Source organism: Tenacibaculum sp. MAR_2010_89 (assembly GCF_900105985.1).
In the GTDB taxonomy this organism is placed as follows: domain Bacteria; phylum Bacteroidota; class Bacteroidia; order Flavobacteriales; family Flavobacteriaceae; genus Polaribacter; species Polaribacter halocynthiae.
In genome coordinates, this window is record NZ_FNUB01000005.1 from 3,007,083 (window position 1) to 3,031,873 (window position 24,791).

Annotated in this window: 23 protein-coding genes; 14 read left to right on the plus strand and 9 right to left on the minus strand. The window is 29.5% G+C overall.

The window, feature by feature from the left end:
• Nucleotides 1–2 precede the first annotated feature (2 nt).
• Genes BLV71_RS16515 through gldG form a run of 4 tightly spaced genes read left to right on the plus strand, consistent with a single transcriptional unit; the run spans nt 3 to nt 3,187 of the window.
• Nucleotides 3–299 (plus strand): putative quinol monooxygenase, encoded by a 297-nt coding sequence (locus tag BLV71_RS16515; RefSeq protein WP_093871613.1) that lies wholly within the window; start codon nt 3–5, stop codon nt 297–299.
• The gene (locus BLV71_RS16520; protein WP_093871614.1) at nt 299–841 is read left to right on the plus strand and encodes a GNAT family N-acetyltransferase; all 543 of its coding nucleotides are present in this window, start codon (nt 299–301) and stop codon (nt 839–841) included. Before BLV71_RS16515 ends, BLV71_RS16520 begins: the two co-directional genes overlap by 1 nt.
• Nucleotides 835–1,554 (plus strand): gliding motility-associated ABC transporter permease subunit GldF, encoded by a 720-nt coding sequence (gene gldF / locus BLV71_RS16525; RefSeq protein WP_093871615.1) that lies wholly within the window; start codon nt 835–837, stop codon nt 1,552–1,554. The genes BLV71_RS16520 and gldF overlap by 7 nt, the downstream gene beginning before the upstream one ends.
• Nucleotides 1,547–3,187, plus strand: coding sequence for a gliding motility-associated ABC transporter substrate-binding protein GldG (gene gldG, locus BLV71_RS16530; protein WP_093871616.1), 1,641 nt, complete (start codon nt 1,547–1,549; stop codon nt 3,185–3,187). The genes gldF and gldG overlap by 8 nt, the downstream gene beginning before the upstream one ends.
• Here gldG and BLV71_RS16535 read toward each other — a convergent pair.
• A complete protein-coding gene (locus BLV71_RS16535; RefSeq protein ID WP_093871617.1) occupies nt 3,184–3,942 on the minus strand; it encodes an NAD(P)-binding domain-containing protein in 759 nt (252 codons plus the stop codon). The genes gldG and BLV71_RS16535 overlap by 4 nt on opposite strands.
• Nucleotides 3,929–4,594: an aquaporin gene (locus BLV71_RS16540; protein ID WP_093871618.1), complete on the minus strand. Its 666-nt coding sequence runs from the start codon at nt 4,592–4,594 to the stop codon at nt 3,929–3,931. The genes BLV71_RS16535 and BLV71_RS16540 overlap by 14 nt, the downstream gene beginning before the upstream one ends.
• Before the next feature lie 102 nt (nt 4,595–4,696).
• Here BLV71_RS16540 and BLV71_RS16545 point away from each other — a divergent pair, with 102 nt between their 5' ends.
• Nucleotides 4,697–5,539: a DUF2911 domain-containing protein gene (locus tag BLV71_RS16545; RefSeq protein ID WP_093871619.1), complete on the plus strand. Its 843-nt coding sequence runs from the start codon at nt 4,697–4,699 to the stop codon at nt 5,537–5,539.
• Nucleotides 5,540–5,629: 90 nt separating this feature from the next.
• Here BLV71_RS16545 and BLV71_RS16550 read toward each other — a convergent pair whose 3' ends face one another.
• The 4 genes from BLV71_RS16550 to BLV71_RS16565 all read right to left on the minus strand — a co-directional run bounded on the left by BLV71_RS16550 (nt 5,630) and on the right by BLV71_RS16565 (nt 9,084).
• Nucleotides 5,630–6,097 carry a GNAT family N-acetyltransferase gene (locus BLV71_RS16550; protein ID WP_093871620.1) on the minus strand — a complete coding sequence of 156 codons (468 nt, stop codon included), beginning with the start codon at nt 6,095–6,097 and terminating at the stop codon, nt 5,630–5,632.
• Complete coding sequence (locus BLV71_RS16555) at nt 6,084–7,757, minus strand: sodium:solute symporter family protein (RefSeq protein WP_093871621.1); 1,674 nt, start codon at nt 7,755–7,757, stop codon at nt 6,084–6,086. Before BLV71_RS16555 ends, BLV71_RS16550 begins: the two co-directional genes overlap by 14 nt.
• A 120-nt stretch (nt 7,758–7,877) precedes the next feature.
• Entirely contained in the window at nt 7,878–8,621 is a 744-nt protein-coding gene (locus BLV71_RS16560; protein ID WP_093871622.1) for a DUF6503 family protein, read from the minus strand.
• A 112-nt stretch (nt 8,622–8,733) separates the two neighbouring features.
• Nucleotides 8,734–9,084, minus strand: coding sequence for a 4Fe-4S dicluster domain-containing protein (locus BLV71_RS16565; RefSeq protein WP_093871623.1), 351 nt, complete (start codon nt 9,082–9,084; stop codon nt 8,734–8,736).
• Nucleotides 9,085–9,155: 71 nt separating this feature from the next.
• Between BLV71_RS16565 and BLV71_RS16570 the strand changes: the two genes are divergently transcribed.
• The 6 genes from BLV71_RS16570 to BLV71_RS16595 all read left to right on the plus strand — a co-directional run bounded on the left by BLV71_RS16570 (nt 9,156) and on the right by BLV71_RS16595 (nt 15,401).
• Nucleotides 9,156–10,217, plus strand: coding sequence for an acyl-CoA reductase (locus BLV71_RS16570; protein ID WP_093871624.1), 1,062 nt, complete (start codon nt 9,156–9,158; stop codon nt 10,215–10,217).
• A 52-nt stretch (nt 10,218–10,269) separates the two neighbouring features.
• On the plus strand, nt 10,270–11,334 hold the full coding sequence (gene serC, locus BLV71_RS16575) for a 3-phosphoserine/phosphohydroxythreonine transaminase (RefSeq protein ID WP_093871625.1): 1,065 nt from the start codon (nt 10,270–10,272) through the stop codon (nt 11,332–11,334).
• A gap of 70 nt (nt 11,335–11,404) precedes the next feature.
• On the plus strand, nt 11,405–12,358 hold the full coding sequence (locus tag BLV71_RS16580; RefSeq protein WP_093871626.1) for an NAD(P)-dependent oxidoreductase: 954 nt from the start codon (nt 11,405–11,407) through the stop codon (nt 12,356–12,358).
• Nucleotides 12,359–12,361: 3 nt separating this feature from the next.
• A complete protein-coding gene (locus tag BLV71_RS16585; RefSeq protein WP_093871627.1) occupies nt 12,362–13,600 on the plus strand; it encodes a DUF1015 domain-containing protein in 1,239 nt (412 codons plus the stop codon).
• Between the two features lie 14 nt (nt 13,601–13,614).
• On the plus strand, nt 13,615–14,274 hold the full coding sequence (locus BLV71_RS16590; protein ID WP_369813927.1) for a YggS family pyridoxal phosphate-dependent enzyme: 660 nt from the start codon (nt 13,615–13,617) through the stop codon (nt 14,272–14,274).
• A 29-nt stretch (nt 14,275–14,303) separates the two neighbouring features.
• Nucleotides 14,304–15,401 carry a 3'-5' exonuclease gene (locus BLV71_RS16595; protein WP_093871629.1) on the plus strand — a complete coding sequence of 366 codons (1,098 nt, stop codon included), beginning with the start codon at nt 14,304–14,306 and terminating at the stop codon, nt 15,399–15,401.
• 48 nt (nt 15,402–15,449) lie between these two features.
• On the opposite strand, the gene carB is transcribed toward BLV71_RS16595, so the two are convergent.
• Nucleotides 15,450–18,299 (minus strand): carbamoyl-phosphate synthase large subunit, encoded by a 2,850-nt coding sequence (carB, locus tag BLV71_RS16600; RefSeq protein WP_093871630.1) that lies wholly within the window; start codon nt 18,297–18,299, stop codon nt 15,450–15,452.
• 106 nt (nt 18,300–18,405) lie between these two features.
• Entirely contained in the window at nt 18,406–18,567 is a 162-nt protein-coding gene (gene rpmH, locus BLV71_RS16605; protein ID WP_093871631.1) for a 50S ribosomal protein L34, read from the minus strand.
• A 219-nt stretch (nt 18,568–18,786) separates the two neighbouring features.
• On the opposite strand from rpmH, the gene BLV71_RS16615 reads away from it, so the two are divergent.
• From BLV71_RS16615 to BLV71_RS18680, 3 genes are all read left to right on the plus strand, one after another.
• Nucleotides 18,787–20,400, plus strand: coding sequence for a CTP synthase (locus tag BLV71_RS16615; RefSeq protein WP_093871633.1), 1,614 nt, complete (start codon nt 18,787–18,789; stop codon nt 20,398–20,400).
• A gap of 190 nt (nt 20,401–20,590) precedes the next feature.
• Nucleotides 20,591–22,477: a membrane protein insertase YidC gene (gene yidC, locus BLV71_RS16620; RefSeq protein WP_093871634.1), complete on the plus strand. Its 1,887-nt coding sequence runs from the start codon at nt 20,591–20,593 to the stop codon at nt 22,475–22,477.
• A gap of 162 nt (nt 22,478–22,639) precedes the next feature.
• A complete protein-coding gene (locus BLV71_RS18680; protein ID WP_158530854.1) occupies nt 22,640–22,813 on the plus strand; it encodes a hypothetical protein in 174 nt (57 codons plus the stop codon).
• A 60-nt stretch (nt 22,814–22,873) separates the two neighbouring features.
• Here BLV71_RS18680 and BLV71_RS16625 read toward each other — a convergent pair whose 3' ends face one another.
• On the minus strand, nt 22,874–24,520 hold the full coding sequence (locus BLV71_RS16625) for a T9SS type A sorting domain-containing protein (RefSeq protein WP_176974424.1): 1,647 nt from the start codon (nt 24,518–24,520) through the stop codon (nt 22,874–22,876).
• Nucleotides 24,521–24,791: the final 271 nt, after the last annotated feature.

Genomic DNA, 24,791 nt, shown 5'->3' on the forward strand with positions numbered 1-24,791 from the left:
TTATGTTTGTACGTATTGTAAAAATGAGTTTTCATTCCGAAAAAATTGAAGAATTTCTTGCTAATTTTAATGAAAAGAAAGAATACATACGAAAATCATCAGGTTGTCGTTTATTAGAGTTGTATAGAGACAAAACGAACCCTAATATATTTTTTACCTATAGTTACTGGGAAACAGAAGAAGATTTAGAAAATTACAGAAACTCTGAACTGTTTAAAGGAGTTTGGGCAAAAACTAAAATTCTTTTTAATGATAAACCAGTTGCATGGAGTGTTGATAAATTAGCATCTTTGCTTTAATGAAAGAATTATTTAATCCTTTTCCTATTTTAAAAACCGAACGTTTAGTTTTAAGGAAGCTTGTTGATAGTGATCAAAAAGCTACTTTTGAGATACGTTCTAACAAAGAAGTAAATAAATTTATTGACAGACCTGTTCCTAAAAGGATTTCGGATATAGAAGACTTTATAAAAATGATTGACCAATTAATTAACGCCAACAAAGGTGTGTATTGGGCTATTGAGTACAATAATATTTTAATAGGCTCTATTGGGTTGCGTCATTTTAATGAAGACTTTACCTATGCCGAAGTTGGCTATGAATTACAAACTGATTTTCAAGGAAAAGGCTTTATGAGTGAAGCTTTAAAAGAAGTTTTAAACTATGGTTTCAACAAACTCCTTTTAAATGAAATTGAAGCTTATACGCACAAAAAAAACAAGAACTCTATAAGCTTATTAAAGAAACATAATTTTAACATTCGATCTGAAAAAAAAGATGTAGATTTTGAAAATAATATTATTTTAGGATTAATAAAAACAGATTATAATCATATATGTTAGCCATACTAAAAAAAGAATTCAACTCATTTTTTTCCTCACCCATAGCTTATTTAGTTATTGGTGTATTTTTACTCGTAAACGGATTGTTTTTATGGGTGTTTAATGACAATTTAAATATCTTAAATGCTGGCTTTGCTGATCTTAACAGCTTTTTTTACTTGGCTCCCTGGTTACTATTATTTTTAATTCCTGCTATCACCATGAAAAGTTTTGCAGATGAATTTAGCAACGGAACTATTGAAATATTAAAAACAAGACCTTTGACAGACTGGCAAATTGTACTTGGAAAATTCTTTGCTTCTTTATTATTAGTTAGTATTGCTTTAATACCTACAATAACGTATGTATACACAATTCACAACCTAGGCAAACCTATTGGTAATATCGATATGGGTAGCACACTAGGTTCCTATATTGGAATATTCTTTTTAGCAGCTACATACACTTCAATTGGTTTATTTACCTCAACACTTTCAAAAAATCAAATAGTAGCTTTTATCATAAGTGTATTTATCACTTTTATTTTATTTTTTGGGTTTGAATCTATAAGTAGTTCTTTAGGAAAATCTGGATACACGCTACAACAATTCGGAATTAATGAACACTATAAAAGTATTAGTCGCGGTGTAATAGACACTCGTGATATTATTTACTTTATTTGTGTTACTTTTTTCTTTTTATTCATTACTAAACAACAATTAAAAAATGAGTAAAAAAATTCAACACATACTATTCGTTTTTATAGGTATATTAGTTATAAACTATATAAGTAAAAGTGTATATAAACGTTTTGACATCACTCACAACAAACGTTATTCTTTATCAAAAGTAAGTACAACACTAATCAATAAATTTGAAAATCCTTTATTAATAAATGTATATTTAGAAGGTAATTTTCCTTTAGAATTTAAACGTTTACAAATAGAAACTCGTCAGTTTTTAGAAGAGCTACAAGCTGAAAACTCAAACATACGATTTCGTTTTATAAATCCTGATAATATCAGAGAGGAACTTATTAAAAAAGGAATGCTTCCTAGCAGACTAACTGTTGATGAAAATGGAAACTTATCTGAAGCTATTATTTTTCCTTGGGCTGAAATAAGTTATGGTAACAAAACAGAATTAGTTTCTTTATTACCAGATTCAGCTTTAAAAACTCAAGAAGCTCAATTACAAAATGCTATTGAAAAACTAGAATATTCGTTTGCTAGTGCTTTTAGTTTAATTTCTAAAAAAGCTAAACAAAAAATAGCAGTTATTTCTGGAAATGGAGAATTGAGTGATATGTATTTGTATAGTATTCTATCTAAACTGAAAAACAAATACAGACTTGCTAAATTCACATTAGACAGTACCGAAAATAATCCTCAAAAAACATTAACTGATTTAACTAAATACGACTTAGCTTTTATAGCTAAACCTACTCAACGTTTTACTGAAAAAGAAAAATTAGTTTTAGATCAATACATTAATAATGGAGGTAGAAGTTTATGGATGGTAGACACAAACTATGCTGACACTGATAGTTTATACAATGAAGGTAAAATGTTAGCTTTTCCTCGTGATTTAAATTTAACCGACTTACTTTTTAGCTACCAAGTTAGAATTAACAATAAACTTATTCAAGATTTATATAGCGCTAAAATCCCGCTAGCTACAGGAAACATAGGTAATCAAGCACAATTTCAACATCTCAATTGGTTTTATCACCCATTAGTTAATGGAAACCCTAATCATCCAATCACAAAAAACATTGCACCAGTTCGTTTTCAATTTACCACTCAAATTGACACTTTAAAAGGAAATATTAAAAAAACACCTTTATTTATATCATCAGTACTAACAAAAAAAATTGGTACACCTAATTTTGTTGAACTACAAAGTATTAGTAAACAACCAAAACAGAATGAATATAATGGTGGTCCACAATTATTGGCTGTTTTATTAGAAGGGAAATTTACTTCTGCTTATAAAAATCGTGTCAAACCATTTAACACTCCAAGCTTTTCTTCTGATACCAAAGAAAATAAAATGATTGTTATAGCAGATGGTGATATTGCTAAAAATCAACTTTTAAAAGGAAAACCTTATGATTTATCAAAAGACAAATGGACAGGTGCATATTACGGAAACAAAGAGTTTTTATTAAATGCCGTTGATTACTTATTAGATGACACAGGACTCATTCAACTTAGAAATAAAACTATCCAAATTAATCTTTTAGATAAACAAAGAGCCTATACAGAAAAACGTTTTTGGCAATTTTTAAACATTGGAATTCCACTTATACTATTAACATTATTTGGTTTTTCTTTTAATTATTGGAGAAAGAAAAAATATAGTTAAATACTCAATAAGTTATCATGAGTAAAAGTATATTCTAATACTTTTTGTATTTTTTCCGAATTTATAATTTTGTACTGTAAAGGCATAGAGTTATCAAAAACTGGTAGCTCCTTTCCCAATATCTTTCTTGCATTTTTATAAAATTCTTCACGAGTTGGATGATGATTTGAACAAACATTAAATACCTCACCAAAGGCATCTTGAATTATCACTTCCTTTATAACTGATATACAATCGTCTAGATGTACCATATTCACAAAACCTTTAGGATATGGTATTGCTTTGTTTTTAAACCAATTTCCTGGTTGCCTATCATAACCAAAAAGACCTGCAAATCGAATAATAGTAGTTTTAAAACTTCTGTTTTTTAAAAATAGTCCCTCTATTTCAACTAAAGGAGAATTAACAGTTTTATCTTCTTCAGTCATTTCTTTATTTAAACTAGGATACACAGAAGTAGAACTAATAAACAACACCTTTTTCACAGGTGATTTCTCTATCCTTGAAATCAAATTACTAAAGTCTTCTATATTTTTAGAGGTAATAGCTATAACTAGAATTTCAGAATTTAAAAAATCACTAATATCATTATCTAAAGAAATATCTACTAAAAAAGGAATGATTTTTAAAGCTCTAAAAACATCCATTTTTTGTTTAGAAGTAGTTGACCCTTTTACTCCGTATCCATTATTTATTAAATCAATTGCTAATGGTTTTCCTAACCATCCGCATCCCAAAATACTAACACGCTCCATCACAACAACTATCGTCTTTTACCAATTTGCATGAAACTACTGCTAGTAATGCACCTAAAATTGGTGCTAAAATATATAACCATAAATGCTCAAAATGTCCAGATACTATAGCAGGAGCTATAGAACGAACTGGGTTCATAGATGCTTTAGTCATTGGACCTGCAAACATAGCTTCTAATAAAACTACTCCTCCAATTGCTATACCGGCCATTACTCCTACTTCTTTACTTCCTGTAGAAACATTAATAATCGTAAGCATTAAAAAGAACGTTAACAATAGCTCTAATACAAAAGCTCTCCAAGGCTCTAAAACAGGTATTGTTGCTCCATAATATTCACTATCTGGAAATATAATCCATAATAGTATACTTGCCAATAAAGCCCCCAATAATTGAGCTATAATATACTTAGGAACTTCTTTCCATGAAAACTTTTTAGCATATGCAAAAGCAATAGTTACCGCAGGATTAAAATGTGCTCCTGAAATTTCTCCAAAAGCATAAATCATAGCCATTACTATTAACCCCCAAGTTATTGCAACACCAACATGAGTTAAATCAGCTCCTCCAGTTATTTCGTTTACAGTCATTGCTCCTGTTCCACAAAAAACAAGTGAAAACGTACCTATTAATTCAGAAATATATTTTTTCATGACTGCAAATATACGCTTCGTTATTTTAAGCTTTTGTTAACATTTTCCATTTATTTTCGTTGTAATTTTAGCAAACTAATTAAAAACAAACCCATTCATATCATGAAAAAAATATTATTAAGTTTGTTTGTTGTAGCTTTATCAACAAACATAAATGCTCAAGTAAAAACCCCAGCTCCGAGTCCTTCTTCAAAACTTGAACAAAAAGTAGGTTTATCTGATGTTTCTGTAGAGTATTCTAGACCAGGAATGAGAGGTAGAACTATTTTTGGAGACTTAGTTCCTTATGATAAATTATGGAGAACTGGTGCTAATGCTAATACAAAAGTTACATTTAGTGATAATGTTACTATTGACGGAAAAGAATTAAAAAAAGGTACCTATGCATTATACACTAAACCAGGTAAAACTTCTTGGGAAGTGATTTTTTATGCTGACTCTAATAACTGGGGAACTCCTCAAAAGTGGGACGATAAAAAAGCTGCGCTTACAACTACTGCTAAAGTAGTGCCAATGCCAATGAAAATAGAATCATTTACAATTACTATTGATGATCTTACTAACAATTCTGCAGTTTTAGGTATCTTATGGGAAAACGTTTATGTAGGTGTTAAATTTAATACTCCTACTGACAAAGGTGTTGAAGCTAGTATTGCTAAAGTTATGCAAGGTCCTAGTGCTGGTGACTATTTTTCTTCTGCTGTATATTACTTACAAGAAGGTAAAGATATAAACAAAGCTAGAACATGGATTAACAAAGCAATCAATATGACTAAAGATCAACCTCGTTTTTGGTATTTACGTCAACAATCATTAATCTTAGCAAAAGCAGGAGATAAAAAAGGAGCTATTAAAGCTGCTAAAGCTTCTTTAGCTGGTGCTGAAAAAAGAGGGAATGCTGACTATATTAAAATGAACAAAGACTTTTTAGCTAAAATGAAATAATTTCATTTTAAAACAATAAAAAAGCCTGGAAATTTAATTATTTCCAGGCTTTTTTATTTGTTAACTTTAATTAATTTTCTTGATACTTAATTACAATATATTTCTTAAATCAACTCGCATGTTTAACAAATTCTTTTTAAAACCTGCTTTTTCATAAGCTTTAATAGCCCCTATATTTTCAGTATAAACATCAAGCCGTACTTCATGAATTTTTTTTGACTTAACCCAATCAAATAAAGCCTGTACAACAATTTTATTTATCCCTCTTCCTCTGTGTGATGGACTTGTATACATAAAACCTAAATAAGCAAACTTATCAAACTTAAAATATTTTTTTGGCGTTACTATACTTGCATAACCTGAACTTACAGGTATATCATTATCAACAACTACTATCACTTCAATATCATCAGCTAAAATCATTGCTTTAATGTCATAATAAGATATTTTTTCTTCCTTTAAAGTTACATCAAAAGGACGCTCAGCCTTAATTATCTCTTGTTCAAACTCTAATAACACTGGTAAATCTTCCAATGTTGCTTTTCTAGTCGTTATCATTTATAAATATATTCTTATCTAATATTTGAATTAAAACAGCTATTAACATTACTAATCCGCAACCTAAAGCATTTAACCACAAATATGGTAACCAATCTAGATACCATACAGTAACAATCAATATTTGAGTTATAATTGCTGCTATAAACACTGCATTTCCTTTTACAGCTTTTATAAAAAAGGCTAATAAAAATACTCCTAAAACATTCCCATAAAATATAGATCCGATAATATTTACCAATTGTATAAGGTTATCAAATAAATTAGCTACACAGGCTACTATAATAGCTAAAATACCCCAACCTAAAGTAAACCATTTAGACATTTTTACATAATGAGCATCAGAATATTCTTTAGTAACATTTCTTTTATATAAATCCATCGCTGTTGTTGAAGCTAAGGCATTTAATTCAGAGGCTGTAGACGACATAGCAGCTGATAATATTACAGCTAACAATAAACCAATTAATCCTTTTGGTAAATTATTTAATATGAATTGAATAAATACATAATCTTTATCATTGGTTTCAACCTTAGAATCAGCTTTTTCTATAATTTCTTTTGCTTTTTCTTTAAGCTCTTTGTCCTGTTCATTTAGTTTTTGAATTTGTTTTTTATTTTCAACAGTTAATCCTTCAAAAATTAATGTTTTCTTTTCGTTTTCAATTCTTTGATGTTGAGTTTCTAACTGCTTATATTCCAAAGAATATTTAGATTTAACAACTGCTTCTTGTGCTTTAGGGTTAAAATTCAAAGGAGAACTATTAAACTGGTAAAATACAAATACCATTACCCCAACCAACAAAATAAAAAACTGCATAGGTACTTTTAATAATCCGTTAAAAATTAATCCTAACTGACTTTCTCTTACTGATTTCCCAGATAAATATCTTTGAACCTGACTTTGATCAGTTCCAAAATACGAAAGCATTAAAAATGTTCCTCCTAAAATACCTGTCCAAACTGTATATCTATTATTTAAATCCCAAGAAAAATCTAGCACTTTCATTTTATCACTTGCACCGGCTATTTCAAGAGCTTTTGTAAACGTTATTCCGTCTGGTAAGTAATCTAAAATAATATAAAAAGCAATAAACATCCCTGCAAAAATGACGCCCATCTGTTGCTTTTGAGTTACACTTACTGCTTTAGTTCCACCAGAAACTGTATAAATAATAACTAATAATCCTATTATTACGTTTAAAGTAATCAAATCCCAACCTAAAACAGCCGATAATATAATAGCAGGTGCAAAAATGGTAATTCCAGCAGCTAAACCTCTTTGAATAAGAAATAATATTGCTGTTAATGTTCTTGTTTTTTTATCAAATCGCCCTTCTAAAAACTCATAAGCAGTATATACTTTTAATTTATGGTAAATAGGAATAAAAACTAAACAGATAATTACCATTGCTATAGGTAACCCAAAATAAAATTGAACAAACCCCATTCCACTATGAAAAGCTTGTCCTGGTGTGGATAAAAAAGTTATCGCGCTTGCTTGTGTTGCCATTACTGACAACCCAATAGTCCACCATTTACTATCATTGCCCCCTTTTATATACTCTTCAACATTTTTACTACCTTTAGTTTTCCATGCTCCATAAATTACAATAAACGCTAACGTTAACGAAAGAACTATCCAATCAATACTTTGCATACTCTAGTTATTAAAAATATTAGTAATTATATAAAACAGTACTAAGTACACTAAATTGGCTACTAAAACAAGTGTGTATTCACGTTTCCATGTATATTTTTGGGGACTCATAATATTATTTTATTGTTTTGGTTTTTCAAAAAAACTATCAGCTAATGGTGCTTTACTTAACAATGCTGAAGAAAATTGAGTAGGTTCTCTAGTAGGTTCTAGTGGATTACCATCTTCATTTTTCTTGTACCAAGTTATTGATTTTGGTAATACTAAACCGTTAACATTTTCCCAATCATTATATCTAATAATATTAAATTTACTAGATGGTTTTTTAGAAAAATAAGTAACAGTGTACCCTAACCATTCCATTTGATATGTTTCAGGATGGTAATATATAAAATAATTATCATCAGGAGAAGTTCCTACATTTGCTTTATATGATATTTTTATACCTGGATAAGATACTCCCTCAAATTCTAGAGGTTTAGTTTCTGAATATGTTATTCCATCATCTGCCAATACAAAAGGCATTGCATAGAAATAAAAATACAAATTATAATAAAATTCAGGATTCCCTTTAAAAGCAGCAGAATCTTGTTCTTTCAACCAAACATTTTCTCCATCAAATCCTAATGAATATTTATCTGTACTCACAACTGCTTTTCTTGAATTTAATTCAGTGGTATGTTCTTCATTTTTTACAGTAAAAGATAATGTTTTATAGCTTTTCCAAACATCAATTCCTCCATGCTTTTCTATAACCTTATCCAAATTCTCTGGATAACTTTTTTTGATTTTTTGTTTTTTAACAGACTTATTACACGATATGAATACTACTAAAACTAGTATTACTAAAATTATTTTTTTCATTTTATAAAACGGTTTATAAGTTTTTGTCGAAAATATTTTTTGAAATTACGATTTTTTAAAACAAAAAAATCCTGAGCAAAAACTCAGGATTTAAATTTATTTTCAAAAAAAATTATTCGTTATGCATAAAACGTTGTTTTCCTAACAACTCTTCTTCAGTTTCAACATTATCATCATCAGGCACACAACAATCAACAGGACAAACAGCCGCACATTGAGGCTCTTCATGAAATCCTTTACATTCTGTACACTTATCTGCAACAATATAATAAATTTCATCTGAAATTGGCTCTTGCTCTTCTTCAGCATTTGCGTTATTTCCGTTTGGTAATACAATATCACCCTCTAAATCGGTACCATCAGCATAACGCCAATCATCAGCACCTTCATATATAGCTGTATTTGGGCACTCAGGTTCACAAGCACCACAATTTATACATTCATCTGTTATTATAATTGCCATAATAAATCACTTTCAGTTTTGTAACTTTGCAATCGCAAAAATAGTTCCAATTTAATTTAGAACCAAAATAAATGGATAACATAAAAGGTAGAATAAAAGCTTTTAGTGAATTAGGGAGCTTTTTAAGTCAGTTTTCTTCAGAAAAAATGGCACAAAAAGAAAATGTACTTCATAATGATTTATTTTTTGAAGGCTTCAAGCATCAGTTAAAAATAGCAGGTGAAAACAATACATGGTTTACTAGTGATAATTTATTTTTTGCAACTCAAAGTTGGGCAGAAGCATTGACTTTTGATAACTTAACTCAATGGACTAAAAATGAACAACTAGGCAAAGGGATCTCTAAAAATGTAGCAGTAATAATGGCAGGAAATATTCCTTTAGTTGGGTTTCATGATTTTTTATCTGTACTTATTGCTGGCCACTCTATAACAGTAAAACAATCGTCAAACGACAAACATTTACTTCCTTTTTTAGCTAAATATCTAGAGTATGTTTCTCCTGAGCTAAAAGGAAAAATAGTTTTTACAAATGAAAAACTAACTACTTTTGATGCTGTAATTGCTACTGGAAGTAATAATACTGCTAGATATTTTGAGTATTATTTTAAAAACAAGCCTAATATTATTAGAAAAAGTAGAAATTCTGTTGCTGTTATTACTGGAAACGAAACTGAAGGTGATTTAGAAAGTTTAAGTGATGATATTTTTAAATATTTTGGTTTAGGTTGCCGTTCAGTTTCTAAGCTTTTTGTTCCTAAAAATTATAATTTTGACAGTTTTTTTAAAGGAATGTATAAGCGTCATGAAATTATCAATAATGCAAAATATGCTAATAACTATGATTATAATAAAGCAGTATATTTAATGAGCGAATTTGATATACTTGAAAACGGTTTTTTAATGATTAAAGAAGATAAAAGCTATGCTTCACCAATTGCTTCTGTTTTTTATGAATATTATGATAATTCAGATGATTTGAAAATAAAATTATTTCAAGATAAAGAACAAATACAATGTATTACTTCTAATAACTTTATTGAAAATGAAATACCTTTTGGACATACTCAAAAGCCTAAGTTATGGGACTATGCTGATGGAATTAACACTCTAGACTTTTTAACTAATTTATAAGGTTTAAATTCGTATAATTTGCATCTTTGCTTAACAACACACAAGTAAAAAAATGAAAAAACATAACTTTAGCGCAGGTCCATGTATTTTACCTGAAGAAGTACTTCAAAAAGCTTCTGAAGCTGTTATTAATTTTAACAATGACAATTTATCATTAATTGAAATTTCACACAGAAGTAAACCTTTTGTTGATGTTATTGAAAATGCTAGAAGTTTAGCTTTAGAATTATTAGGCTTACAAAACAAAGGATATAAAGCTCTTTTTTTACACGGAGGAGCTAGCTCTCAATTTTTAATGACAGCGTATAATTTATTAAATAAAAAAGCAGCTTATTTAAATACAGGAACATGGAGTAGTAAAGCTATAAAAGAAGCTAAATTATTTGGAGAATTAAACGAAGTAGCTTCTTCTATAGATAAAAACTTTAATTATATTCCAAAAAATTATAAAATCCCTAGCGACGCTGATTATTTTCACTGTACAAGTAACAACACTATTTACGGAACTCAAATGAAAAGTTTTCCTGAAACTACAGTTCCAATGATATGCGATATGAGTTCTGATATTTTTTCTCGTCAATTGGATTTTTCTCAATTTGACTTAATTTACGCAGGAGCTCAAAAAAATATGGGGCCTGCAGGAACAACATTGGTTATTATTAAAGAAGACATATTAGGAAAAGTTGAACGAGTAATTCCATCTATGCTCAACTACCAAACTCATATAGAAAAAGATAGTATGTTTAATACACCTGCTGTTTTTCCTATATATGTATCTATGCTAACATTAGAGTGGTTAAAAGATTTAGGAGGAATAGACTTTATAGAAAGTGTTAATAAACAAAAATCAGCACTTTTATACAATGAAATAGATAGAAACCCTTTATTTAAAGGACTTGTTGAAGAAGATGATAGAAGTCATATGAACGCTACTTTTACATTAACTAATAAAGACTTAAAAGAAAAGTTTGATTTCATGTGGCAAGAAGCTAACATTAATGGATTGCACGGTCATAGAAGTGTTGGAGGATATAGAGCAAGCATGTACAATGCATTACCACTATATAGCGTTCAAGCTTTAGTTGATGTAATGCAAGAATTAGAAAGAAAAGCATAAAAATAACGTCATCATTCATTTAAAAAAAGCTTCTCTTTTTCAGATGAATGATGTCAAACTGAATTAAAAAATGAAAATATTAGCAAACGATGGTATTTCTCAAAGCGGAATTGACGCTTTAGAAGAAAAAGGTTTTGAAGTTTTGACTGTTAAAGTAGCACAAGAGCAACTTATAAACTATATAAATGATAACAATATAGATGCAATACTAGTTAAAGGAATTACACAAATACAAGAAGAATTAATTGAAGCTTGCCCTAGTATTAAATTAATTGGTTGTGGTGGTTTAGATATGGACTCTATTGATGTTGATTTTGCAAAAGAAAATGGAGTGCATGTTATTAATACTCCTGAAGCTACTTCACAAGCTATAGCCGAACTTGTTTTTGCTCACTTATTTGGTATGGTTCGTTTTTTACATCAAGCCAACAGAGAAATGCCACTAGAAGGAGAAACAAGATTTAATGCGTTAAAAAGGGAGTTTGCTGCTGGAACTGAACTTAAAGGTAAAACATTAGGTATTATTGGTAATGACCCTTCAGGCAAAGATGTCGCTAAAATAGCGCTTGCAACAGGTATGAAAGTTATATTCTCAGGAAATTATTCAGATGAAAACACTATAACTGTACCTTTTTACAACGGTCAGTCTATAGATATTGAAGTAGAAACTGAGCCCTTAAAGGAATTATTAAAAAGTGCCGATTTCATTACTTTTCATACTACTTCTAATGAAGGATATATTATAGGTAATAATCAATTTAAAGACATGAAAGATGGTGTAGGTATAGTTAATACTTCACAAGGAGGTGTTTTAGATGAAGTTGCTTTGGTTAATTACATTGAAAGTGGCAAAGTGAAATATGCTGCTTTAGATGTTTTTGAAAATGAACCAACACCTGAAATTCAACTATTAATGAATACTGACTTGTCATTATCTCCTCATATTGGCTCATCTACTCTTGAAGCTCAAAATAGAATAGGTACTGAATTAGCAAAACAAATTATTGAACTACTTTCTGAATAATATATGGCAATTGTAAAACCTTTTAAAGCTGTTAGGGCTACACGTGATAAAATAGCATTGGTATCTTCAAAATCTTATGAAGCTTATCCTGCAGAACAATTAGATGCTAAATTAGCATTTAACCCTTTTTCATTTTTACATGTTGTAAATCCTGGCTACAAATATCACCAACAAGAAATATCTGGTGATCAACGCTTTAAACTGGTTCATAATCGTTACCTTGAATTTAAAGAGGATGGTTATTTTACTCAAGATGAAATTCCAGCTTTTTATATTTATAAAAAGATAACCCCCACTGATTCTTTTTGTGGAATTATTTCAGCTACTTCCGTTAATGATTATCATAATGATGTAATAAAAAAACATGAAGGTACCTTACGAAAAAGAGAATTACTGTTTGAAGATTACCTTAGAAACACTGGATTCAATGCTGAACCTGTTTTATTAACTTATCCTGATAATGATGAAATTACTTCTATAATAAATAAGTATCAAGAAAACAGAGCTGAATATGAATTCACCACAACTGATAAAGAAACTCACTTACTTTGGATTATAAGTAATAAAGTTGATATTGAAAAAATTACATCCGCATTTGAAAAAGTAGATACTTTATATATTGCAGACGGACACCATCGCTCTACTTCTTCATGTATGCTTGCTGAACATTTAGCTAAAGAAAATCCAGATCATACAGGTAATGAAAATTATAACTTTTTTATGAGTTATTTATTACCAGAAAGTCAACTAAATATTTATGAATTTAATCGATTTATAAAGGACTTAAACGGATTAACTGTTGATGGTTTTCTAATTGAATTAGATACTATTTTCAAAATAGAGAATAAGGGCTTAGAATTATACAAACCAAAAGAAAAGCATAATTTTAGCATGTACTTAAATGGTGATTTCTATTCTTTAAGTTTACGTAAATCTGCTTATGAATTCACTAATGAATTAAGTAAATTAGATGCTCAAATTTTATATCAAACAGTGTTAAAGCCTATTCTAGGTATTGATGATATTAGAAATGATTCTAAAATAATTTACTCACAAAACAAATCTGGAGGGTTAGAATTGAAAACTAAAGTAGATGAAGGTTCTTTTAAAGTATCTTTCGGAATGTTACCTACCAATATTGACGAATTAAAAGGGATTGTTGATATCGGCTTATTAATGCCTCCTAAAACTACATACATTGAACCTAAACTAAGAAGTGCATTAACCATTTATGAGTTTTAAATTATATCGTTATAATGATAAAAGAAAGTTTACAAAAAATAAAAAACTTATTACCTAAACATGTTACGCTAGTGGCTGTTTCTAAAACTAAGCCTATTTCAGATATTCAAGAAGCATATGATGCTGGTCAAAGAATATTTGGAGAAAATAAAATTCAAGAAATGGCTTCCAAATTTGAGGCACTTCCTAAAGATATTGAATGGCACATGATTGGGCATTTACAAAGAAACAAAGTAAAATACATGGCTCATTTTGTAAACTTAATTCATGGTGTTGATAGCTTAAAAACTTTACAAGAAATAAACAAACAAGCAAAAAAACACCATAGAATAATTAATTGTTTACTTCAAATAAAAATTGCCAAGGAAGATTCTAAATTTGGTTTATCATTTGATCAAGCAAAAGAAATAATAGCCTCAGAAGAATTTAAAAGTTTACAGAACATAAAAATTACTGGACTTATGGGAATGGCAACATTTACTGATAATGAACAACAGTTATCTGAGGAATTTTCATCACTACATACATTCTTTTTACAAGAAAGAATAAATAAACCAGAGCTAACTACACTTTCAATGGGAATGAGTGGTGATTATGAACTAGCTATAAAAAATGGTAGTAATATGGTTAGGATTGGTAGCTCTATATTTGGTCATAGAAATTATATTGCTTAGATTTACATTAACCGCTTAAAGAGAAAGAATTGTACGCAGTTGTAGATATTGAAACCACAGGAGGAAAATTTAACGAAGAAGGTATTACTGAAATAGCCATTTATAAATATGATGGCCATCAAATTGTAGATCAATTTATTAGTTTAGTTAATCCTGAAAGAGAAATTCAAGAATTTGTTGCCAAACTTACAGGTATTAACAATAAAATGCTTAAAAACGCTCCTAAATTTTATGAAGTAGCCAAACGTATCATAGAAATAACTCAAGATTGTATTTTAATTGCTCATAATGCTAATTTTGATTACAGAATTTTACGAACAGAATTTGGTCGTTTAGGCTATGACTACAATAAAAATACTTTATGTACAGTTGCACTTAGTAAAAAATTAATTATTGATTCTCCTTCTTATAGCTTAGGAAAACTTTGTAGACATCTAGGAATACCTGTTACTGATAGGCATAGAGCTAATGGTGATGCGCTTGCTACCGTTAAACTTTTTAAACTTTTATTAGATAAAGATATTGATAAAGAGATCATACAACAATCTGTAAAATACTTTGATAACAGGCATGAAAAACAACGTATTTTAAACATATTAAACAAACTTCCTGAAGCTCAAGGTGTTTTTTATATTCACAACCAAGAAGGAACTATTATCTTTATAGGTAGAGGTAATAACATAAAGCTAGAAGTTAATAAACAGTTTTTAAAGAAAACCTCTAAAGCTGAAAAAGTGTTTAAGAGAGTACATGAAGTAACTTATGAAGAAACTGGAAACTCTTTGCTTACTCGCTTAAAATATCATTTAGATTTAGACAGTGTACGTCCGAAATACAATATTATTCGTAAACGTAAAAAAAACAATACGAATTTTAATAACAATACTTTTTTAATAATTGATAAAGGAAGAATTCCTGAAGAACATGCTGTAATTTTAATAGAAAATAATACTGTACTTGGTTATGCATTTACCAATTTGGCTTTTCAAGAAAACCAAATAAGTATTTTAAAATCAATGCTAACACCTATTGAAAACAAAGAACTAGCTAAAACAATTATTAAAAATTATTTATTAAGAAATAAAGTTCAAAAAATCGTTCGATTAGAAACTGAAGAAAATATTTAATATTTATTTTCTAAAAAAAAGCCGAAGTTTAAACTTCGGCTTTTTTTATTATTTACTTAAATACATTTTTCTACGTGAATATAAATCGTAAAATTGATCATCTCGTAAATTATCTATAAATAAAATGCTTTCTCCTGTACTCTTCATTTCTGGTCCTAACTTTTTGTTCACATTAGGAAACTTATTGAAAGAAAAAACTGGTTGTTTGATAGCAAAACCTTCTAATTGAGGATTAAAATTAAAGTCAGTTACTTTATTTTTACCTAACATTATTTTTGTAGCATAATTTACATATGGTTCTTTATAAGCTTTGGCTATAAAAGGCACAGTACGTGATGCACGTGGATTAGCTTCAATTATATAAACTTTATCATCTTTAATAGCAAATTGAATATTTATTAATCCAACTGTATTTAATGCTAAAGCTATTTTTTTAGTATACTCTCTAATTTGTTCAAGAATTAACTCTCCTAAATTAAACGGTGGTAAGGTTGAATTTGAATCACCTGAATGAATTCCACATGGTTCAATATGTTCCATAATACCTATTATATAAACATTTTCACCATCACATATTGCATCAGCTTCAGCTTCTATTGCTCCTTCTAAATAATGATCTAATAATAATTGGTTTCCTGGCATTTGGCTTAATAAAGAAACTACATGTTTTTCTAACTCTTCTTTATTAATTACAATTTTCATTCCCTGCCCTCCAAGTACATATGAAGGTCTTACTAAAATTGGAAAATCTAATACTTCTGCTATTGCAGCTGCTTCATCTGCAGTAGTTGCAATATCAAATTGTGGATAAGGAATATCATTTTCTTTTAATAAGTTAGAAAACAACCCTCTATCTTCAGCTAAATCTAAAGCTTCATAACTAGTACCTAAAATCTTAATTCCATATCTAGATAATTTTTCAGCTAACTTTAATGCAGTTTGTCCACCTAATTGAACAATAACACCTTCAGGTTTTTCATGCTTAATAATATCGTAAATATGCTCCCAAAAAACAGGTTCAAAATATAACTTATCAGCTGTATCAAAATCAGTAGAAACTGTTTCCGGGTTACAGTTAATCATAATAGTTTCATAATCGCATTCAGCTGCAGCTAAAACACCATGAACACAACAATAATCAAACTCAATCCCTTGTCCAATTCTATTTGGTCCAGAACCTAAAACTATAACTTTTTTCTTATCAGATACTACACTTTCATTTCCTGTAAAGCGTTCACCGTTAACCTCCATATCACTTTCAAATGTTGAATAGTAATATGGTGTTTTTGCTTCGAATTCAGCAGCACAAGTATCTACTAATTTGTATACACGGTTGATACCTAATTCTTCACGCTTATTATATACTTGACTTTCTAAACAACCTAACATATGAGCTATCTGACGATCTCCATATCCTTTTTGTTTAGCTTCTAATAATAACTCTCTATCTAAATTCTCTATAGTATAAGTAGAAATCTCATTTTTAAGCAAGTGTAATTCTTCATATTGCTTTAAGAACCACATATCTATTTTTGTGATTTCATGAATTCTACTTAATGGAATTCCCATTGCAATTGCATCGTAAATAATAAATACACGATCCCAAGAAGCATTTGTTAACTTCTCAATAATTTCATCGTAATTTTTATTCTCTTTTGCATCAGCTCCTAATCCATTACGTTTAATTTCTAACGATTGAGTGGCTTTATGTAAAGCTTCTTGGAACGAACGTCCAATTCCCATAACCTCTCCTACCGATTTCATTTGTAAACCTAAGGTACGATCAGATCCTTCAAATTTATCAAAGTTCCAACGTGGTATCTTCACGATTACATAATCTAATGTAGGCTCAAATAAAGCTGAAGTTGATTTTGTTATTTGGTTTTGTAACTCATCTAAATGATACCCCATAGCTAACTTAGCAGCAACTTTTGCAATAGGATAACCAGTTGCCTTACTTGCTAAAGCTGAAGAACGAGATACACGAGGATTAATTTCAATTGCTATAATCTCTTCTTTTTCATCTGGGCTCACAGCAAACTGTACATTACAACCTCCTGCAAAATCACCTATAGAACGCATCATATGTATAGCCATATCACGCATTTTTTGATATGTCTTATCACTTAAAGTCATTGCAGGTGCAACAGTAATAGAATCACCAGTATGAATTCCAATTGGGTCCATGTTTTCAATAGAACAAATAATAACTACATTATCATTTGAATCTCTCAATAACTCTAACTCGTATTCTTTCCAACCAATTAACGCTTTATCAATCATTACTTCATGAACTGGCGAAACCTCTAATCCACGTCTTAATAATTCGTCAAAATCTTCTTCTTTATATACAAAAGATGCTCCTTCACCTCCTAAAGTAAATGAAGCTCTAATAATTAAAGGAAATCCAAATTCTTGAGCAATTTCTTTACCTTTTAAGAAAGAAGTTGCTGCAGCTTGAGGTGCCATAGGAATACCTATGTCATCCATTAAAAGTCTAAATTTATCACGATCTTCAGTAATATTAATGGCATCAATATTAACCCCAATAATATCTACATTAAAATCATCCCAAATACCTTTCTCATCAGCTTCAATACATAAATTTAATGCTGTTTGTCCACCCATTGTAGGTAAAACAGCATCAATATGAGGATGTTCTTTTAATATTTGAACAATAGACTTTGTATTTAATGGTAATAAATACACGTGATCCGCCATTGACGGGTCTGTCATAATTGTTGCTGGATTAGAATTGATTAAAATTGTTTCAATTCCATCTTCTCTAAGCGATCTTAATGCTTGTGTTCCTGAATAATCAAACTCACATGCTTGACCAATAACGATAGGCCCAGATCCGATAATTAAAATTGACTTAAGGTCTTGTCTTTTAGGCATTACTTATTTTGTTGTATAGTTGTGTGTAAAAATAATAAATTACTTGGGTACAAAAAAAGGCGTTACTAATAAAAAGTAACACCTCTATATGAATGACATTATATCATTATTTTTTTGGTCTTGGAGCTGAAGAAACAGTTAAACTTTTTCTTCCTTTAGCTCTTCTTCTTGCTAATACTTTTCTACCATTAGCAGAAGCCATTCTTTCTCTGAAACCGTGTTTGTTTCTTCTCTTTCTCTTCGATGGTTGGTACGTTCTTTTTGGCATTACTTATATTTTTAAAATATCTTCTTTAAATTATGTCTTGCTTTTGTGAAATTCCGTCTGCTAAAAGCGTGGGCAAATATACAATAGTTTTTTTGTCTGACAAATCCATTTTTTGTTTTTTTAAAAATATTTGTCACTTTATGGAAAGTATATCTTTTTACACTTTTTTGTTTGCTAAAATTATTAGACTTCTTACTTTTGCCCAAACCTAACAATACCATGAATAACACTAAATACGTTTTTGTAACAGGAGGCGTAACTTCATCACTTGGAAAAGGAATTATAGCTGCTTCTTTGGCTAAACTAGTACAAGAAAGAGGTTTTTCTGTAACCATACAAAAACTTGATCCATATATCAATATTGACCCAGGAACATTAAACCCGTACGAACACGGAGAATGTTATGTTACTGATGATGGAGCTGAAACTGACTTAGATTTAGGACACTATGAACGTTTTTTAAACATTCCTACTTCACAAGCTAACAATGTTACTACAGGTAGAATATACCAATCTGTAATTAACAAAGAAAGAAAAGGAGAGTTTTTAGGTAAAACTGTTCAAGTGATACCTCATATTACTGATGAAATTAAACATCGTATTCAAATTTTAGGAAATACAGGTGATTATGATATCGTTATCACTGAAATAGGTGGAACAATTGGAGATATAGAATCTTTACCATACATAGAAGCTGTTCGTCAATTACAATGGGAATTAGGTGAAGAAAACGTAATTGTTGTTCACTTAACATTGGTTCCTTATTTAGCTGCTGCTGGTGAACTAAAAACAAAACCTACACAACACTCTGTAAAAATGTTAATGCAAAGTGGTGTAAGTCCTGATATTTTAGTGTGTCGTTCTGAACACGAAATAAATGATACTATAAAACGTAAATTAGCTTTGTTTTGTAATGTAAAGCAACAAGATGTTATTCAATCTTTAGATGCTGAAACTATTTACGATGTTCCTAATTTAATGTTTGCTGAAGGTTTAGATTATGTTGTTTTAGAAAAACTACGTTTATCTACAAGAAAACAACCTAAATTAAAAGCTTGGAATAAATTTTTAGAAAAACATAAAAATCCAACCTCTACAATAGAAATAGGTTTAGTTGGTAAATATGTTGAACTTCATGATTCATATAAATCAATAACTGAAGGATTTATTCATGCTGGTGCAGCTAATAAAACAAAAGTAAATGTTCGTTGGATACACTCTGAAGAATTAACTCCTGAAAATGCAGCTTCTCAACTAGAAGGATTAAATGGTGTTTTAGTAGCTCCTGGTTTTGGTGATAGAGGTATTGAAGGTAAAATTTCTGCTGTTCAATATGTTCGTGAAAACAACATTCCTTTTTTAGGTATATGCTTAGGTATGCAAATGGCTGTTATTGAATTTGCAAGAAATATTTTAAACTTAAAAGAAGCAAATTCTACTGAAATGAACCCTTCAACCAAGCATCCTGTTATTAATTTAATGGAAGACCAAAAAGAGGTTACTGAAAAAGGTGGAACTATGCGTTTAGGAGCTTGGGATTGTCAATTAAATCAAGATTCGAAAGTTTTTAATGCATATAAAGAAGAAATAATTAGCGAACGTCATCGTCACCGCTTTGAATTCAATAATAAATATAAAGAGCAAATTGAAAATGCTGGTATGCAAACCACAGGTATTAATCCTAAAACTGGCTTAGTTGAAATAGTTGAAATACCTTCACACCCTTGGTTTGTTGGTGTTCAATACCATCCAGAATATAAAAGTACAGTGTTAAATCCTCATCCTTTATTTGTCGATTTTATTAAAGCTGCACTTAAGCAATCAAAAAAATAACTTTTAAATCCTGCAAAATTGACTTGCAGGATTTTTTATTTAAAAATGGAATAGCATTTGTGCTATACTGTATATCAAAATTAATCAACGTAAAACTCTTTAAAATAGATAGGGTTTTACTACATTTGTCGGGTTTTTCTTTGTACAAGAAAAACATTAACTGACAGGTTGACATTTATAAAATATATCAATGGAACAAAAGAAATTCGATTTTAATTCCTTTATAGGAATGCTTTTATTAGGAGGTATTTTACTTTGGTGGATGAACACTCAAAAACCAGAAGAAACTCCAGAAACTAACACTAGCACTCAAACAGAACAAGTTTCTGAAACTACTACTCCATCAGAGGATAACACAAGTACTGTTGTTTTAAACGACTCTTTAAAACAAATTGCTTTACAAAATAAATTAGGTGCTTTTTCTTACGGTGCTTTAAATAGTAAAGAAGGTGCCTCTATCATAGAAAATAGTTTATTAAAACTTACTATTGATAACAAAGGAGGTCAAATTACTGAAGCTCTAATTAAAAACTTTAAAACTCACGATTCTCTACCGTTATATTTAATTAAAAACAAGAATGCTTCTTTTAATGTTAATTTCGGGACTAATGATAATCGTATTTTAAATACTAAAGATTTATTATTTACTCCTGTTCTTACCAAAAATGGAGACACACAAGTGCTTTCTATGAAATTAAAAGTAGCGGAAGATAAATTTTTAGAGTACCGTTATGAAATAAAGAAAGACGATTACAGAATTAACTTTGCTATTCGTTCGCAAGGTTTAAGTAACGTAATTAATGCTTCTCAACAAATTAATTTAGATTGGAACTTAAAAGCTTTTAGTCAAGAAAAAAGTTTAAAAACAGAGAATACCATGTATTCTTGGTTTTATTATAAAGCCGGTAGTGAAGTTGATTATTTAAGTCCAGGAAATTCTGAAGTTGTAAATGATGTAAATTGGGTTTCTTATAAACAACACTTTTTCTCTTCAGCTTTACTTAGTGAAACAGCTTTTAATAATGCTACACTTACTTCTACTGATTTGGTTAAAGACCAAAAGAAAGATACCATTTTCACTAAAGCTTATGAATTAAAAGCTCCTTTAGCTTTGAAAAATGGAGAATTAAATTATAACATGCAATGGTTTTATGGACCTACAGATTATAATTTACTTAAAACCTATAAAGGAACGGATTTAGATCAAACAGCAGATTTAGGTTGGGGTATATTCGGTACATTAAACCGTTATGTATTTTATCCAGTATTTAATATGCTTAAAGGTTTCATTGGTAACTATGGTCTAATCATTATTTTAATGACAATAGTAGTTAGAATTATAATGTCTCCTGTATTATACAAGTCATATTTATCAAGTGCTAAGATGAAAGTGATTCGTCCAGAGATGGAAGAAATCAACAAAAAGTATCCAGGTAAAGAAAATGCAATGAAGCGTCAACAAGAAATTATGGCTGTTCAGCGGAAAGCTGGAGTAAGTATGATGTCTGGTTGTATTCCTGCATTAATGCAAATGCCTGTTTTCTTTGCTTTATTTAAGTTTTTCCCAACCAACATTGACTTTAGACAAAAAAGTTTCTTATGGGCAAACGATTTATCATCTTATGATACTATTTATAAGTTACCTTTTGATATTCCTTGGTATGGTAATCATGTTAGTTTATTCCCTATACTAGCCTCAATAGCTATTTTCTTTTATATGAGAATGAACCAAAGTCAACAAGCAAACATGCAAGCTCCTCCGCAAGAAGGAATGCCTGACATGAGTAAAATGATGAAGTATATGATTTACTTCTCTCCTATTATGATGTTGTTTTTCTTTAATAACTATGCTAGTGGATTAAGTTTATATTACTTCATTTCTAACTTATTAACTATTGCAATTATGTTTGTAATTAAAAACTTTGTAATAGATGAAGCTAAGATTCATGCAAAAATTGAAGAAAACAAAAAACGTCCTGAAAAGAAAAAAAGTAAATTCCGTGAACGTTTAGATACAGCGATGAAGCAAGCTCAAGAACAACAAGCTGCTCAACAAAGAGGTAAAAACAAAAAATAATAGTAGTTTATAACTACACTATAATTTTACTACAGACCAGAAGATATTTAATTCTTCTGGTTTTTTTATGATTATAATATAAAAATCACCCATAAAGGGTGAGTAAGCTGAACAAAAAATAATGTAGTTTTAAGAATAATAATCTTTTAAAAATAAAATACCATGCTAGAAATCTTAAAACTTAACGGAGTTCAAAAATTAGAAAGAAAACAACAAAAGAGTATTAATGGTGGAGTTTGCCCTCAACAAGGAGAATATTGTGTTCCTGGAATACCAATTCATTGTATTACAGCTGATCCTTATCTTTGTATCAACAATAAATGGGTGAAATTATAAGCAAAAAAAGCCGATTAGAATTTATATACTAATCGGCTTACTATTTTTCAAATAAAATATCTATTCAATTACTAATTTTTTAGATATTCTTTCTTTTAATGTTTTAATCAATACAATATAAACACCTTTATCTAAAGCTTTAACATTAATAGAACTTTCTTTTTTCCATCTAGTTCTATACACTATTTTCCCATATTTATTAGTTATCTCTACCTCTACTCCTTCTAAACTTAAGTTACTCTTTAAATACACCTTTTCTCTTGAAGGATTAGGATAAAGCTGTACTAACTGAATTTTATCAGTGTTTAAATCCATCTCTTTTATCTTTTTCATATTTTCATTATGATTGTCATCAGAAACTTCATATTTTTTTTCTGCTATAAAATTATATTTCAACTTAGTTTTATCTTCACTCAACATGCTTTCCTCTTCATATATAAAGAAAACTTTATCTGTATAACTAATTTGAGAACAGTTAGTTCTTGATATATGCCTTACTAAATAATACATTCCATGCTGTACGTTTGGCACACTATAATTATGAGTTGGCGTAGTAGAATTTACTATTGTATGTAAACTCCAAGAAGAAAGGTTAGGATATGTATTTACAGTATTTTTAAAAACAATCCAATTACTTACAGCATTTGTAGATACTGTTGCACTTACATTAAGACTAGATGATCCATTAGTAGGTGAATTAATAGACCCGCTGAAATTAGAATTTACTACTCCGTTAAATGTATACGGTATTTTAAATACTTTCCTTTGTTCCTTCCAACTACAAGTAGAGGTCCATACACCATGCTTTACCATATAATATTTACCTCCAATATTAGGAACATTATACGAACCAGATATTGCATTTACATACCCCACTACACTAACAACATTAGCATCTGCAGTACTAAAACTATTCATTTCCGATATTACATACTGATGTGCTGTTCCATTTGGATTTACCCCACTATTAACAACATTAATAGACACTGTATTAGATGATTCATTACATGTAATACTTGTTGTAAATGCTGCATTCAAATTACACACTACTTTAGAAATACTTACATCATCAATTAAAATGGCTCTAGCATTATTGTTTCCCATCTTTTCAATAGGCCACATCTTTAATCTAATTTCAACTTTATCATAAATACTTGCTTCTCCTTGGCTTATTACAAATGTAGTTTTATACTCTTTCCATTGAAAATTAGTTACGCTTGGTGATGTATAAATAACCTTACTTTGCGTACAAGAATTACCTTTACGTAGCACCACTTCTACATTATAATAATTAACAGGATCAAAGAGTGGATTAGAAAGCATATAAAAGTTTTTAGCTCTTGCTAAATATAAAGACAAGTCATAACCTCCAGCTTGTAATGAGTTTTTTAATGTTCCTCTTATCCTCTCTTCACTTGCTGGGCTAGGTGGATAAATCGCTGTATATATTCCTGCATATCTATTTCTCCCTGATCTTTCTGGTAGTCCTGCTGATGTAGTAAATTTATTATTTGGCACCTTAATTTGAGCTGAAGGACTGTTTTTATCAAATAAATCTGAACTCGGAAATGTACTTTGAATATTAGAATTATAAGGAATACACTCCCCTTTATAATGACTCCAATAAGTTGCACGCTGAAGCTGCCCTTGATTATTAGGTATTGACCCTAGTTCAAAACTGGGATTTTCAACTAGATTTTGTGACATTCCTAATTGGGTAAAAAATATAGTTATTAAAAAGCATAAAATGCTTGACCTTTTATTGTTTTGATTCTTCATCTTTTAATTGTTTTTTTGGGATTAATCGTTAAATAGTACCTACTCTTTTTAGTAAAGGATTTTCGGTTTCCTCCATAATAATTAAAAATGATAATTACTCTAAAACTGAAATATTTACTTACAGCATAGTAATTGCACATTGTGTTTCCTAAAAATAGCCTTTGAAAAAAAATGAGGAAATAGTATAATTTCTTTGAAA

Coding starts and splice junctions, on each gene's coding strand:
- BLV71_RS16515 (WP_093871613.1), top strand. CDS start 3: ATGTTTGTACGTATTGTAAAAATGAGTTTTCATTCCGAAAAAATTGAA.
- BLV71_RS16520 (WP_093871614.1), top strand. CDS start 299: ATGAAAGAATTATTTAATCCTTTTCCTATTTTAAAAACCGAACGTTTA.
- gldF (WP_093871615.1), top strand. CDS start 835: ATGTTAGCCATACTAAAAAAAGAATTCAACTCATTTTTTTCCTCACCC.
- gldG (WP_093871616.1), top strand. CDS start 1,547: ATGAGTAAAAAAATTCAACACATACTATTCGTTTTTATAGGTATATTA.
- BLV71_RS16535 (WP_093871617.1), bottom strand. CDS start 3,942: ATGGAGCGTGTTAGTATTTTGGGATGCGGATGGTTAGGAAAACCATTA.
- BLV71_RS16540 (WP_093871618.1), bottom strand. CDS start 4,594: ATGAAAAAATATATTTCTGAATTAATAGGTACGTTTTCACTTGTTTTT.
- BLV71_RS16545 (WP_093871619.1), top strand. CDS start 4,697: ATGAAAAAAATATTATTAAGTTTGTTTGTTGTAGCTTTATCAACAAAC.
- BLV71_RS16550 (WP_093871620.1), bottom strand. CDS start 6,097: ATGATAACGACTAGAAAAGCAACATTGGAAGATTTACCAGTGTTATTA.
- BLV71_RS16555 (WP_093871621.1), bottom strand. CDS start 7,757: ATGCAAAGTATTGATTGGATAGTTCTTTCGTTAACGTTAGCGTTTATT.
- BLV71_RS16560 (WP_093871622.1), bottom strand. CDS start 8,621: ATGAAAAAAATAATTTTAGTAATACTAGTTTTAGTAGTATTCATATCG.
- BLV71_RS16565 (WP_093871623.1), bottom strand. CDS start 9,084: ATGGCAATTATAATAACAGATGAATGTATAAATTGTGGTGCTTGTGAA.
- BLV71_RS16570 (WP_093871624.1), top strand. CDS start 9,156: ATGGATAACATAAAAGGTAGAATAAAAGCTTTTAGTGAATTAGGGAGC.
- serC (WP_093871625.1), top strand. CDS start 10,270: ATGAAAAAACATAACTTTAGCGCAGGTCCATGTATTTTACCTGAAGAA.
- BLV71_RS16580 (WP_093871626.1), top strand. CDS start 11,405: ATGAAAATATTAGCAAACGATGGTATTTCTCAAAGCGGAATTGACGCT.
- BLV71_RS16585 (WP_093871627.1), top strand. CDS start 12,362: ATGGCAATTGTAAAACCTTTTAAAGCTGTTAGGGCTACACGTGATAAA.
- BLV71_RS16590 (WP_369813927.1), top strand. CDS start 13,615: ATGATAAAAGAAAGTTTACAAAAAATAAAAAACTTATTACCTAAACAT.
- carB (WP_093871630.1), bottom strand. CDS start 18,299: ATGCCTAAAAGACAAGACCTTAAGTCAATTTTAATTATCGGATCTGGG.
- rpmH (WP_093871631.1), bottom strand. CDS start 18,567: ATGCCAAAAAGAACGTACCAACCATCGAAGAGAAAGAGAAGAAACAAA.
- BLV71_RS16615 (WP_093871633.1), top strand. CDS start 18,787: ATGAATAACACTAAATACGTTTTTGTAACAGGAGGCGTAACTTCATCA.
- yidC (WP_093871634.1), top strand. CDS start 20,591: ATGGAACAAAAGAAATTCGATTTTAATTCCTTTATAGGAATGCTTTTA.
- BLV71_RS18680 (WP_158530854.1), top strand. CDS start 22,640: ATGCTAGAAATCTTAAAACTTAACGGAGTTCAAAAATTAGAAAGAAAA.
- BLV71_RS16625 (WP_176974424.1), bottom strand. CDS start 24,520: ATGTCACAAAATCTAGTTGAAAATCCCAGTTTTGAACTAGGGTCAATA.